This window comes from Actinacidiphila acididurans (genome assembly GCF_016918855.1).
Taxonomy (GTDB): domain Bacteria; phylum Actinomycetota; class Actinomycetes; order Streptomycetales; family Streptomycetaceae; genus Actinacidiphila; species Actinacidiphila acididurans.
The window spans coordinates 218291-231343 of sequence record NZ_JADKYB010000008.1 but is presented as its reverse complement, the minus strand read 5'-3'; the positions used below and the strand labels follow the sequence as shown (position 1 = coordinate 231343).

12 protein-coding genes are annotated in these 13053 nt (G+C 72.5%); 7 read left to right on the top strand and 5 right to left on the bottom strand.

Annotated features, from left to right (window positions below; all coding sequences use genetic code 11):
• Positions 1-107: 107 nt before the first annotated feature.
• Entirely contained in the window at positions 108-587 is a 480-nt protein-coding gene (locus ITX44_RS17030) for a MarR family winged helix-turn-helix transcriptional regulator (RefSeq protein WP_205358083.1), read from the bottom strand.
• An 88-nt stretch (positions 588-675) separates the two neighbouring features.
• Between ITX44_RS17030 and ITX44_RS17025 the strand changes: the two genes are divergently transcribed.
• Together ITX44_RS17025 and ITX44_RS17020 are read left to right on the top strand one after the other, a co-directional pair.
• A complete protein-coding gene (locus tag ITX44_RS17025; RefSeq protein WP_205358082.1) occupies positions 676-1707 on the top strand; it encodes an LLM class flavin-dependent oxidoreductase in 1032 nt (343 codons plus the stop codon).
• 219 nt (positions 1708-1926) lie between these two features.
• The gene (locus ITX44_RS17020) at positions 1927-2718 is read left to right on the top strand and encodes an NADPH-dependent F420 reductase (protein WP_205358081.1); all 792 of its coding nucleotides are present in this window, start codon (positions 1927-1929) and stop codon (positions 2716-2718) included.
• 33 nt (positions 2719-2751) lie between these two features.
• Here the strand turns inward: ITX44_RS17020 and ITX44_RS17015 are convergent, their stop codons facing one another.
• Entirely contained in the window at positions 2752-4134 is a 1383-nt protein-coding gene (locus ITX44_RS17015) for an FAD-dependent oxidoreductase (RefSeq protein ID WP_205358080.1), read from the bottom strand.
• Positions 4135-4217: 83 nt separating this feature from the next.
• Here ITX44_RS17015 and ITX44_RS17010 point away from each other — a divergent pair, with 83 nt between their 5' ends.
• Positions 4218-5171 (top strand): cupin domain-containing protein, encoded by a 954-nt coding sequence (locus ITX44_RS17010; RefSeq protein WP_205358079.1) that lies wholly within the window; start codon positions 4218-4220, stop codon positions 5169-5171.
• A gap of 12 nt (positions 5172-5183) precedes the next feature.
• Here the strand turns inward: ITX44_RS17010 and ITX44_RS17005 are convergent, their stop codons facing one another.
• The 3 genes from ITX44_RS17005 to ITX44_RS16995 all read right to left on the bottom strand — a co-directional run bounded on the left by ITX44_RS17005 (position 5184) and on the right by ITX44_RS16995 (position 7648).
• Positions 5184-5699: a carbonic anhydrase gene (locus ITX44_RS17005; protein ID WP_205358078.1), complete on the bottom strand. Its 516-nt coding sequence runs from the start codon at positions 5697-5699 to the stop codon at positions 5184-5186.
• Positions 5700-5742: 43 nt separating this feature from the next.
• Positions 5743-6093, bottom strand: a complete 351-nt coding sequence (locus tag ITX44_RS17000; protein WP_205358077.1) for a VOC family protein — start codon at positions 6091-6093, stop codon at positions 5743-5745.
• A 115-nt stretch (positions 6094-6208) separates the two neighbouring features.
• On the bottom strand, positions 6209-7648 hold the full coding sequence (locus tag ITX44_RS16995; RefSeq protein ID WP_205358076.1) for an MFS transporter: 1440 nt from the start codon (positions 7646-7648) through the stop codon (positions 6209-6211).
• Between the two features lie 93 nt (positions 7649-7741).
• On the opposite strand from ITX44_RS16995, the gene ITX44_RS16990 reads away from it, so the two are divergent.
• The 4 genes from ITX44_RS16990 to ITX44_RS16975 all read left to right on the top strand — a co-directional run bounded on the left by ITX44_RS16990 (position 7742) and on the right by ITX44_RS16975 (position 13023).
• Positions 7742-8419 carry a winged helix-turn-helix transcriptional regulator gene (locus ITX44_RS16990; protein ID WP_205358075.1) on the top strand — a complete coding sequence of 226 codons (678 nt, stop codon included), beginning with the start codon at positions 7742-7744 and terminating at the stop codon, positions 8417-8419.
• Between the two features lie 115 nt (positions 8420-8534).
• The gene (gene sigJ, locus ITX44_RS16985) at positions 8535-9482 is read left to right on the top strand and encodes an RNA polymerase sigma factor SigJ (protein WP_205358074.1); all 948 of its coding nucleotides are present in this window, start codon (positions 8535-8537) and stop codon (positions 9480-9482) included.
• Between the two features lie 133 nt (positions 9483-9615).
• A complete protein-coding gene (locus ITX44_RS16980) occupies positions 9616-10803 on the top strand; it encodes an NAD(P)/FAD-dependent oxidoreductase (RefSeq protein ID WP_205358073.1) in 1188 nt (395 codons plus the stop codon).
• A 726-nt stretch (positions 10804-11529) separates the two neighbouring features.
• Complete coding sequence (locus ITX44_RS16975; protein WP_307795313.1) at positions 11530-13023, top strand: cellulase family glycosylhydrolase; 1494 nt, start codon at positions 11530-11532, stop codon at positions 13021-13023.
• The last annotated feature ends 30 nt before the right edge of the window (positions 13024-13053 follow it).

Below are 13053 nucleotides of genomic sequence, written 5' to 3'. Positions count from 1 at the left end.
TCCGCTGTCAATGAAAAAAGCAGAACTCCGGCCGATGTCCCGCTTCTTGGGGTGGGGCCGGCCCCGCTCGGGACGGGGACGTGAGGGCGTGACGTCGTGACAGGGTGTCAGGGCCGCGGCGGGAGGCGGTCGCGCAGGACCGCGGTGATCTCGGCGACGGCGTCGAGCTGCTCGGGGGTGAGGGCGTCCAGGAAGAGCTCGCGGACGGCACGCAGGTGGGGGACGGTCGCCCGGCGGAAGGCGCTCATTCCCTCGGCGGTGGCGACGACCTCCGCCCCGCGGTTGTCGTCCTCGCACTCCTCGCGGGCGATCAGCCCGCGCCGCTCCATCCGCCCGAGGTGGTGCGAGAGCCGGCTGCGCTCCCAGTCGATGTGCGCGGCGAGCGCGGAGGAGCGCAGCCGGCGCCCTTCGGCCTCGCTGAGCGCGAGCAGCACCGCGTAGTCCCCCTCCGACAGGCCCGAGTCCTCCCGCAGCCGCGCCCCGAGGACGTTCCTGAGCTGCTCCGCGGTCTCGATGAAGGCCCGCCAGGTGGCCAGCTCGTACGGGGTCAGCCACCGGCCGGACCGGGCTCCTGTGGTGTGCGTCATGGTCACCCCTTCGCTGATTGACACGTCAATCATATCGCCGCATGATGGCAGTGGTTGATACGTCAATCACATTGCCTGGACGGAAGCCATGACTGATCTGCTCTTCGGCCTCGACACCTTCGGCGACCTGCCGCAGGACGACGACGGCCGCACTCTCTCCTACGCCGCCGCGATCCGGCATGTCGTCGAGGAGGCGGTGCTCGCGGACGAGCTCGGCGTCGACGCGCTGGCGCTCGGCGAGCACCACCGGCCCGAGTACGCGATCTCCACTCCGGAGACGGTGCTCGCCGGCATCGCCACCCGCACCTCCCGGATCCGGCTCGGCTCCGGCGTCACCGTGCTCAGCTCGGACGACCCCGTACGCGTCTTCCAGCGCTTCGCCACCGTCGACGCCCTGTCCGACGGGCGGGCCGAGGTGATCCTCGGGCGCGGCTCGTTCACCGAGTCCTTCCCGCTGTTCGGCTACGACCTGCGGGACTACGACACGCTGTTCGAGGAGAAGATCGACCTCTTCGTGAAGCTGCTGGACGAGAAGCCCGTCACCTGGAACGGCACGGTCCGCGCGGCGCTGGACAACGCGGACGTCTTCCCCAAGACCGACTCCGGGCGGCTGCGCACCTGGGTCGGCGTCGGCGGCTCCCCGCAGTCGGTGATCCGCACCGCGCAGTACGGGCTGCCGCTGATGCTCGCCATCATCGGCGGGCCGGCCGTCCGGTTCCGGCCGCTGATCGAGCTCTACCGGCGCGCCGCCGCCGAGTTCGGCACCACAGCGCACCCCATCGGCATGCACTCGCCCGGCTTCGTCGCCGACACCGACGAGGAGGCGCGCGAGATCTTCTGGCCGCACTACCGGGTGATCCGCGACCGGATCGGCGCGCTGCGCGGCTGGCCGCCGGTGCGCCGGATCGAGTACGACACCGAGATCGCGCACGGCTCGATGTACATCGGCGCGCCGGAGACGGTCGCCCGCCGGATCGCGGACACCGTCCGCGCCCTCGGCGTCGGCCGGTTCGACATGATCTACAGCAGCGGGAACGTGCCCGCCTCGGCCCGCCTGCGCGCGGTCGAGCTGTACGGGTCGCGGGTGATCCCGATGGTGCGCGAACTGCTCGCCGACTGAGGCTCGGCGGGGACACGGCACGCGATACGACGGGGGACACGGCGGAGGTACGACCGGTGCGCGAGCGCGGCAGGGCTGCGACGCGCCGGCCGGGAGCGCCGGGCCGGGCACACGGCACGCGATACGGCGGAGGTACGACCGGCGCGCTAGCGCGGCAGGGCTGCGACGCGCCGGCCGGGAGCGCCGGGCCGGGCACACGAGAGGCGGGAGACGACGGACATGGACAGCAGGGACACCGCGGCCACGGACACCGAAACGGACACGGGCAGGGACCCGGCCACGGGCACGGCCCGAACGGCGCCCGGCACGGCGGACGGGACGACGCTGGCGATCCTCGGCGCGGGCAAGCTCGGCACCGTGCTCGCCCGGCTGGCGCTGGCGGCGGGCCTGCGGGTGCTCGTCGCGGGCTCCGGCGACCCGGCGAGGATCGCGCTGAGCACGGAGGTGCTCACCCCCGGAGCCGAGGCGACCACCGCCGCGGAAGCCGCGAGCCGCGCGGACGTGGTCGTACTCGCGCTCCCACTCGGGAAATACCGCACGATCCCCACCGAGGCGCTGCGCGGCAAGCTCGTGGTGGACGCGATGAACTACTGGTGGGAGGTGGACGGCCCCCGGACGGACCTCACCGACCCGGCCACGTCCTCCAGCGAGACGGTGCAGGCGTTCCTGCCGCAGTCCCGCGTGGTGAAGGCGTTCAACCACATGGGCTACCACGATCTGGAGGACGAGGCCCGGCCGGCCGGCGCTCCCGGCCGCAAGGCCATCGCCGTCGCGGGCGACGACCCGGCGGCCGTCGTCGCCGTCTCCGCGCTGGTGGACGCCTTCGGCTTCGACCCCGTGCCGGCCGGCGGCCTCGCGGAGGGCGTCCGCATGGAGCCCGGCACCGAGCCCTTCGGCGCGGACGTCGAAGCCCCCGCGCTGCGGGCGATGCTCGACCGCTTCCCCTCCTCGGAGCGCGGCCGGCTGGTCGCCCGGGCCCGCGCCGCCCTGCCCGGCACCCCGGCGGCGTGACGCTGCCGCCGTACCCCCGCGTCCCGGGGCGGTTCAGCGCACGACGGTGGCCAGCACCTCGTTGAAGGCCTCGGTGGAGCTGGGGTGGGTATAGATCGCATCGCGCAGGACGCTCGCTGTCACGCCGGTGCGCATCGCCAGGGCCACGGTGTTGATCAGCTCCTGCGCGTCCACGCTGAGGAGGGCCGCGCCGAGGATCTCGTCGGTCTCGGCGTCCACGACGAACTTCATCAGGCCGCGCACCTCGCCCACGATGCTCGCGCGCGGCATCGCCATCAGGTCGGCGACCGCCTTGGCGGCCACGCGCACCGGGCGGCCGGCGGCGCGCGCCTCGGCCTCGGTGAGGCCCACGCGGGCCAGCGGCGGCGTCATGAACAGGGTGTACGGGACGGCCACCCGGTCGGTGGTGGAGCGCTTTCCCTCGCCCTCGCCGAGCAGCTGGTCCGCGACGATCCGGTAGTCGTCGAGGGAGATGTACGTGAACTGGGGTCCGCCGTTGACGTCGCCCAGCGCGAAGATGTGCGGGCGGCTGGTGCGCAGGTGCTCGTCCACCTCGATGGCACCGCGGGCGGTGGTGCGTACGCCGGCCGCCTCCAGCCGCAGTCCGGCCGTGCGCGGCGCACGCCCGGTGGCGGCGAGCACCGCGTCCGCCGGGACAGTGCCCGCGACGCCGTCCGCCTCGTAGTGGACGATCGCCGCGTCGCCCGCGTCCTCGACCCGGGTGACGCGGGCGGTGGTGACGAAGGTGATGCCCTCCTCCTGGAGGATGTCCCGTACGGCCGAGGCGATGTCGTCGTCCTCGCGCGGCAGGATGCGTGCGGTGCTCTCCAGGACGGTGACCTCGGCTCCGTAGCGGTGGAGCATCGCGGCGAATTCCAGGCCCTGGTAGCCGGCGCCGATGACGGCCAGCCGGCGCGGCAGGTCGGGCGAGCCGATCAGGTCGGTGCCGGTGACCAGATGCGCACTGGCGCGCAGGCCGGGAATGTCCGGCACCACGTTCTCGGCGCCGGTGTTGACCACGATGGTGTCCGCGGTGATCTCCAGCCGGTCGGCGCCGGCCACGACCTCCACCCGCTTGTCGTCCAGGAAGGCCGCGGTGCCGGTCACGACCGTCACGGAGTCGAGGGTGTCGAGCATGCGGAAGTTCTTGTCACGCATCACGGAGGTCAGGGTGGCCGTCGACGCCACCGCCTCGGCGAACCACTTGTCGGGGTCCGCGTGCTGCGGCCGGCCGGACGCCCGGTGGATGAGCGCCTTGGTCGGTACGCAGCCGATGTTGATGCAGGTGCCGCCGTACATCGCGGCGGACTGCTCCACCATCACGACGCGCCGTCCCGTACGGCCCACGACTGCCGCGAGCGTCTTGCCGCCCTTGCCGAAGCCGATGACCAGCAGATCCGCGTGCAAAGTGTCCATGGGGCTACACTCGACCCGGGCCCGGTGATCCGACAAGGCGGATCAGGATCATTTTCCGTCGAGATCGACTCACAGTGCTCGCAGTGCTCGCAGTGCTCAAGGTGCTCAAGGTGCTCATGGACGCGATCAGTACCCTCATCCGCCTGGCCCGCCTGGAGGCCACCCTCGACGTGCGCTGCCTGCTGACCGGCGGTCATGTGCTGGACAACCCGCCGCGGCGGACCGGCGAGGTGCCGTTCCATGTGCTGCTGGAGGGCCGCTGCGTGGCGGAGACCGGCGGACGCACCGTGGAACTGCGGGCGGGCGACGTGCTCGTCCTGCCCCGGGCCGGGCAGCACCGGGTGCGGGTGGACGTGAGCGGATCGCCGGTGCCCGCCGAGCGGTACGAGGGCGCGTCGGTGGCCACCCTGCGCGGCACGGCGGCGCCGGCCGTGGACCTCTTCTGCGGCCACTACACCTTCCGGCCGGGCGCCGGGGAGTTGCTGTTCGCCGGGCTGCCCGATGTGCTGCACGCCTCCTTCGGTACCGCGGCGGACTCCCCGCTGCGGCTGCTCGGCGAACTCATGCGAAAGGAGGCGGCCTTCGACGGCCCGGGCGCCGGGGCCCTGCTCGCCTCGCTCTGCGAAGCACTGCTCGCCCTGGTCCTGCGGGGGGACGGCGGCAGCCCCTCGGCCGCGGCCGTGCCCCCGCCGTGGACCGCCGTGGCCGACCCCGGGCTGCGCGCCGTCATCGACGCGGTGGTCCACGCGCCGCACGAACCATGGACGATCGCCGGCCTCGCCCGGGTAGCGGGGGTCTCCCGGGCGACCCTGGTACGGCACTTCTCCGCGGCCACCGGCATGGGCGTCGCCGACTTCCTCACCCGTACCCGGATGACGGTGGCGGCCGACCTGCTGACCACCACCGACCGCGGCGTCGACGACATCGCCGCCAGCGTCGGCTACCGCTCGCCCTCCGCCTTCGGCCGGGCCTTCCGGGCCGTCACGGGCACCACCCCGGCCCGCTGGCGGCGGTCCGCGGTGGCGCCCGGCCGCTGACGGGCGGCCGGGTCAGGGCGCGACGACCAGGTCGGCCAGCCCGGTCGCCACGTCGTAGACCAGGCCCGAGAACCGCACCCCTTCGAGCCGGGACTCGGCACGCAGCGCGGCCAGGTCGTGGGCGACGGCGGCCCGCGGATCGCCCACCGACCGGCCGGGCAGGTCCGCTTCATCCACCTGGAAATAGGCGGCGAGCAGGTCCGGCCGGTCCTGGAGCAGGGTGATGCCGCACCGCGTGTGCTGCAGGACGACGATCTCCCAGCCGTCCGCGAAGTCGGAACCGGCGGCCCGTGCGACCTCGCGGAGCATGACGAGCTCCATGAGCGTGCGCCGGGTCACGCGGCCCCCGACATTGCGGATCGCCATGATGTCGCCCTGCTCCGCGCCCAGGACGACAGCGGGGTCGACCCGCGCGTCGACGCAGCCGACGACGATGGTCGCGGTGTTCGGCCGCATTCTCAGCCGGGGATCGAACCGGGTCCGCGCGAACTCCGCGTTGCGGCCGACCAGGGTTTCCACGACACCCATCGGAAGCTCCTCGCCTCGTGATTCCGGTGCCCACCGGTGGCGGTCAGCCGGCGATCACGTCGAATTCGTTGCCCTCGGGGTCGGCGAAGGTCGCGTAGTGGATACCGGCCTCGACCTCCTTGAGCTTGGTGGCGCCGAGGCCGGTCAGCCGGGTCACTTCGGCGTCGAAGTCGCTGGTGACGAAGTCGAAGTGCATGCGGTTCTTGACCTGCTTGTCCTCGGGGACCTGGCGGAAGCCGACACGCGATCCGGGAACGGCGGGGTCGGGGGCGACGGACGCCTGGGCCTCGTCGGCGCCGTCGAGGACGGTACGGCCCAGGGCCTGGGCCCAGAAGGTCGCGACGGCCTTGGCGTCGCGGGCGTCGAAGGTGATGCCGAAAACGGCGATGGACATGGGAACTCACTTTCTTCGTACGGGTGGTGAGGGTCTGTGGTGGGGGGTCAGTGGTGAGGGTCGGTGACGGGGGTGGCGGCAGGGATGGTGACAGCCGCCGGCCGGGGCACCCGCGTCACGGCGTGGCCGGCGTGGCCGGCTGTTTGCGCCGGTCGACGATCCCGAGGCAGGCGGCCGCGGCGGCGACCTCGACGGCCGCGATGGTCCACCAGCCGTGCACGAAGGCGCGGTGGGCGGCGTCGTAGGACGTCGGTGTGCCGAGGACGGCGACGAGGATGCTGACGCCGAGGACGTAGCCGATCTGGCGGGTCATGGTGATGACGCCGCTGCCGGTGGAGGTGCGGTGGGCCGGCAGCCCGGCGGTGGCCGATGCCAGGAGCGTCGGGAGGGCCAGCGCGATGCCGAGGCCGGAGACGAGTTCGCCGGGCAGGAGTTCGCCGGCGTAGTCGGCGCCGTGCGGGCCGACGAGCGAGAGCGTCGTGACGATGCCGGCCGCGAAGGCCAGGCAGCCGAGCGCGGTGAGCACGCCGGGCCGCACCCGGCGGGCGTACCGCTGGATCAGCACGGTGACGACCGGTACGACCGCGGGGCCCGGGGCGACGGCGAGGCCGGTCGTGATCGTCGACCAGTGCCAGACGTTCTGGAGCCAGAGCACCAGCGTGAGCAGGAAGCCGGCGAAGCCGATGCTGAAGGTGATCATGGCGATGTTCGCGGCGGCGAAGGTACGGACCCGGTACAGGTCGGGCTCGACGAGCGGGACGGGGTGGTGCTCGGCCCGCCGGACGAACTCCGCGAGGAGCAGCGCCGCGACGGCGAAGGACGCGATCGTGCCGCCGCTCCCCCAGCCCCAGTCGCCGCCCTTGACGATCGCGAGCGCCAGCGCGCCGATGCCCGCGGTGAGCGCGGCTGCACCGATCATGTCGGGGACCTTGGAGACGTCGGCGTCGCGCGAGTCGGGTACGACGCGGGCCACCGCGACGAGCGCGACGATGCCGACCGGCAGGTTCACCAGGAACACCCAGCGCCAGCTCGCGGTGACGAGCAGGCCGCCCAGTACGGGGCCGGCCGCCGCGGCGATCCCGGCCACGGCGGACCAGATCCGCACGTACGGCATCCGTTTCTCCGCGGGCACCGCCGCCAGCAGCAGGCCGAGCGAGGTGGGGGTCAGCGCGGCCGCGCCGGCGGCCTGCAGCACCCGGAAGGCCACCAGCCACCACAGCCCCGGAGCCACGGCGCACGCGACGCTCGCCGCCGTGAACAGCCCGAGCCCCAGGGAGAACATCGACTTGCGGCCGATCCTGTCCGCCAGGCGGCCGAGCGGCACCAGCAGCGCCGCGAAGACGATCGCGTACGCGTTGAGCACCCAGCTCACGTCACCGATCGACGCGCCGTGGAAGCTCGCGCCGATCCGGTCGAACGCGACGTTGACGATGAAGACGTCCAGGCTCGCCATGAACGCGGCGAGTGAGAGGACCGCGAGGATCGCGCGCGGGCCGTGCGCGACCTTCTCCGGTACGGGGCTGGGCGGCGCGATCACCTGGCTCTGCTTGCTCATGGCCCCGAGACTAGGCAGGCGTACTTCGTTTTTGCAAGCTCACTTGTTCATACGATGCGTACGGCGAAATCCGGAGTCAGCTACAGTGACAGCATGAAACGTCGCACCTTCGGCCAGTACTGCGGCCTCGCGCGCGCCATGGAGCTGGTGGGCGAGCGGTGGGCGATGTTGATCATTCGCGACCTCACGGTGCGGCCGCAGCGGTACACCGACCTGCTCGACGGGCTGCCGGGGATTCCCACCAACGTGCTCTCCACCCGGCTCAAGGAACTCGAGGAAGCGGGCATCGTCGAGCGCCGGATCGCTGCGGCGCCGCAGCGTGGTGTGCTCTACGCCCTGACCGCCGCCGGGCGCGACCTCGAACCGGCCGTCAGCGCCCTCGGCCGCTGGGGCGTCACCCAGCTCGGCGACCTCCGGCCCGGGGAGATCGTCACCCCGTCGGCGGTCGTGATGGCCCTGCGCGCCTCCTTCAATCCCGCCGCGGCGGCCGGACTGACGGCCTCCTGGGAGATCCACGCCAACGACATCGTGGTGCACGCCGCCGTCACGGACGGCCGGCTCGCCCCCGGCGTGGGCCCGGCCCCGGACCACCCCGACCTCGTCATCACCCTCGAAACGGACGACCCGCCCGCCTACCCGGCCCTGATGCAGGCCGCCACATGCGGACTGGTCGCACTGGACGGCCCCCGCGAACTCCTGGACACCTTCATCCAGGTCTTCACCCGCCCGAAGGCGGAGGCGGCGGTGATCCCGGGAGCGCCCGCCGCCTGAGTCCCCCACCGACTCGGGCGAATCGGCCCGCGGCTGTCACAGGGGCAGGGGTCCCCTCGTCCCAGAGGTGTGCGACCCGTCTGCCACCCGTCCGCCCGCGTCGAGCCGAGTTCCGATGACCGATCCTGATGTCGAGGGCTACCTGCGCCTGCGTCCGCTGCTGTTCTCGATCGCGTACAAGATGACCGGAAGCGTCGGCGACGCGGAGGACATCGTGTCCGAGGCGTTTCTGCGGCTGCACCGGGCGCAGGCGGACGGCGGGGGCGTCCGGTCGCTGAAGTCGTTCCTGTCGACGGTGGTGACCCGGCTGAGCATCGACCATCTGAAGTCGGCGCGGGTGCGGCGGGAGCAGTACTTCGGGACCTGGCTGCCGGAGCCGCTGATCGCCGGGGCGGCCGACGCGGCGGACGCGGCGGACGCGGCGGACGCCGATCTGTCGGAGTCGCTGTCCTTGGCGTTCCTGGTGGTGCTGGAACGCCTCAGCCCGGTGGAGCGCGCGGTGTTCCTGCTGCACGACGTGTTCGACTTCGACTACGCGCGGATCGCGGCGATCGTCGGCAAGAACGAGGTCAACTGCCGCCAGATCGCGACCCGGGCACGCCGGTACGTCCAGGCGCGGCGGCCGCGGTTCACCGCGTCCGCCGGCCAGCGGGCCGCGCTCGCCGAGCGGTTCTTCACCGCGGTCGAGACCGGCGACGCCACGAGCCTGGTCCGGATGCTCGCGGCCGATGCCGTGGTGTACGGCGACGGAGGCCGTCGCACCCTCTCGCTGCCGAACCCGGTGGCCGGGCGCGAGAAGGCGCTGCGCCTGCTGGCGGCGCTGACCGCGGCCGTCCACCGCTTCGGCCTGCACTTCGACCGCGCGACGGTCAACGGTCAGCCCGGTGTGCTGGTCCGTGACACCTCCGGCGCGCTGCTCAACGTCCTGTCCGTGGACGTGGCCGACGGCCGGGTCCAGGCGGTCCGCTCGATCGTCAACCCCGACAAGCTGGAGCACCTGGCACCGCTGATCCCGCCGGACCACCCGTTGCGGGGCCTCCCGCGCGGCGAACGCGCCCGATAGCGCCGGCCCGCCGCGGGTCCCGGGCGGCCTTCGCGAGGCGGGCCCATGCCGTTGGCCGGCGTACGGGTGTCACAGCGGGCCACCGCGCTCGTCCGAGAGAGGGACAGCTTTCCCGGACCTGAAGGAAACCCTCATGAGTCATCACGACGTAGTGGTACTGGGCGGCGGCTACGCGGGTCTGCCCGCGGCTCTGCGACTCGCGCGGCAGGTCCGTGACGACGAGGTGTCCGTGACGCTGGTGACGGCGTTCCCCGACTTCGTCGAGCGCCCCCGGCTGCACCAGGTGGCGGCCGGACAGCGGATCCGGGCCGTGCCCGTCGCCGACTACCTCGACGGCACCGCCGTCCGTCCGGTGATCGGGGCGGCCACCGCCATCGACCCGGCCGCCCGTACGGTCACCGTCGGCCGGGACGGCACGCGGCGGTTCATCCACTACGACACGCTCGTCTACGCGCTCGGCAGCAACGTCGACCTCGCGGCCGTGCCCGGAGCGGCCCGGCACGCGTACGGCCTGGTCGGCACGGACGCGGCGGCCGAGGTGCGGACGCGCCTGACCGCGCTCGCCGGACGCACCGGCCGGGTCGCGGTGTGCGGCGGCGGCATGACCGGCATCGAGATCGCCGCCGAAGTCGCCGAGTCCCAGCCCGGCCTCGATGTGGTCCTGGTCAGCGGCAGCGCCCCCGGCGGCTGGCTGTCGGGCCGGGCACAGCGGCACCTCGCACGCACTTTCGCCGCGCTCGGCGTCACCGTCCGCACGGGGCGGCGGGTGCGGGAGGTCGAGCACGGTGCGCTGGTGCTCGACCAAGGGGACCGCGTCGGGTTCGACCTGTGCCTGTGGGCCGGCGGCTTCCGGGTGCCCGAACTGGCCCGCGCCGGCGGACTGGCCGTCAACGACGAGGGCCGCGCCCTGGTGGACGGCACGCTGCGGTCCGTCTCCCACCCGGACGTCTACGTCATCGGTGACGCGGCGGCCGTGCCCGGCTCCTGGGGCGCCCAGCTCGCCATGGGCTGCCGCACCGGCGGCTTCACCGCGCCGGCGGCCGCCGACGCCATCGCGGCCCGGCTGACCGGCCGGGAAGCCGCCCCGTTCCACTACCGCTACTTCCACGAGTGCATCAGCCTCGGGCGACGGCACGGCCTGGTGCAGTTCCTCGACGCCGACGGATCGCCCAAGGACCGGATCCTCACCGGCCGCGCGGCGATCGCGTACAAGAACGCGACGCTGAACGGAGCCAAGCTGTTCTTCCGCCACCCCGGCCCCGTGACGGCGCGCCGCCGCCGCGTGACCGCGTCCGCGGCGCCCGCACGGCGGCTCTCGTAAGGGGGCCCGGTGCCCGGCGGGAGAGCGTGCCCAGCGCGCTCACCGCCACATCACATGAAGCCTGCGGAGCCGATTCACTGTCAAGGAGGCGCGCAGGACTTCATGTCCCGAAGGGAGCCCGCGGCCCGCGGAACGGCCGCCGGCAGGACGTACGGCAAATCGCCTGCGATATCAGGCTGTTGTCGGACCAGGCGTCGCGCGAGAGCCGGTCATGCGCATCCGGACGGCTTCACCGGTCGAACGCCGGCCGATGCCGTCCGCTCTCTTGCCGGGGCATGGGGCGCGGGCCTATGGTTCGGTCCAATCCAGCAATCAGCTACTGACTACTAACCAACGGGAAGTGGCTGCCGGCACGTCGGGCTCCGGACCGCGAGGACGGCTCCGCCGATGCCTTGCCCTGCCACCTTCCGGCTCCCGCCGCAGGCGGGCCACCGTACGTACAGCGCAGCCCGCCGCACCGGCGGGCGCGGGTCACGGCCGATGAACCGGCCGACCCGTACGGACACGGCTTCGGTCCGGCGCCGTCCGACCCCCACCGGGCGGCTCGGCCACCGGAGCCCGACCGACAACACACCCGCGGTCGTGCCTCGGACAGTTGCCGCGGGCGGCAGGTCGCGTCTCCGGCCCCACACGGGCCGCACCTGACAACGCAGGAGGACATACAGCATGCGATCCGGACGGCAACGCCCCCACACACGCCCAAGGCGTCTCGTACGAGCGGTACTTGTGGCGCTCGCGGTGTGCGCGACGAGCCTGGTCCCGGTGTGGACCGGCCTCGGCACCGGCACCGCCTCGGCCGCGGTGACCACCCCCGGCACCATCGTCGGCAGTCAGAGCGGCAGGTGCGTCGACGCGGCCGCCGCCGGCACCGCCAACGGCACGGTCGTACAGATCTACGACTGCAACGGCACGGTCGCCCAGCAGTGGCAGCCGCGCGCGGACGGCTCCGTACTCAACCCGAACTCCGGCCGCTGCCTCGACATCACCGGCGGCGCGACCGCCAACGGCTCCCGGGTGCAGCTCTACGACTGCAACGGCACCGGCGCGCAGAAGTGGCAGGTCAACTCCAACGGGACCGTCACCAACCCCCAGTCCGGCAAGTGCCTGGACGCCAACGGCAGCGCCAACAGCTCCTACCTCCAGATCTGGGACTGCGGCGGCACCGCCAACCAGCAGTGGACCGTCAACGGCACCGGGACCGGCGGTACGGGCGGCGACTTCTGGAGCGGGATCAAGGCCGGCTGGAACCTCGGCAACTCCTTCGACGCGACTCCGTGCGAGACCTGCTGGGGCAACCCGGCCACGACGAAGGCGATGATCGACCAGGTCGCGACCAAGTTCAACTTCCTGCGCATCCCGGTCACCTGGTACCCCCACCTGACCTCCGGCGCGCCGAACTACACGATCGACCCCGCCTTCCTCGGCCGGCTGAAGCAGGTCGTGGACTGGGCGATCGCCGACGGCATGTACGTCGACGTCAACATGCACCACGACGGCGGCGGCGACCAGTGGCTCATCCCCAGCGCCGCGCGGATGCCGCAGGTGGAACCGGAGTTCAACGCCATCTGGAAGCAGGTGGCCGGCTACTTCGCCGGCTACGACCAGCATCTGCTGTTCGAGGCGATGAACGAGCCGCAGGACGCGAACGGCGGCAACCGCTACGGCGGCGGCACCTCCGACAACTGGGGGGCGATCAACACCCTCAACCGGGACTTCGTCAACGACGTACGCGCCGTCGGCGGCAACGACGCCACCCGCTGGCTGCTGGTCGTCCCCTACGGCGCCAACGCCCAGACCGGCGCGAACAACCTCGTCGTCCCGAACGACAGCCACGTCGCCGTATCGGTCCACACGTACAACCCCTGGGCCTTCTGCTCGACCACCGCCCCGAACTACACCACCTGGGACGGCTCGATGAACTACCTGCCGGACGGCGACGTGAACAACGCCAACCGCCTGTTCAGCAGCAAGGGCATCCCGGTCGTCTGGACCGAGTTCGGCGCCACCGTCAAGCCCGTGGGCGGCGGCAACAACTCCGACCAGGTGGCCAACTTCGAGACCCACATCGCCTCGTACGCCAAGCAGTACGGCCAGAAGACCATGGTGTGGGACAACGGCAGCACCGGCACCGGCGACGACCAGTTCGGCCTCCTCAACCGCAACAGCGTCACCTGGCAATGGCCCACCGTCGTCAACCGGCTGTCGGCCGTGTACTCCTGACCGAAGGGTCCCCTGAGCGACGGATCCGCT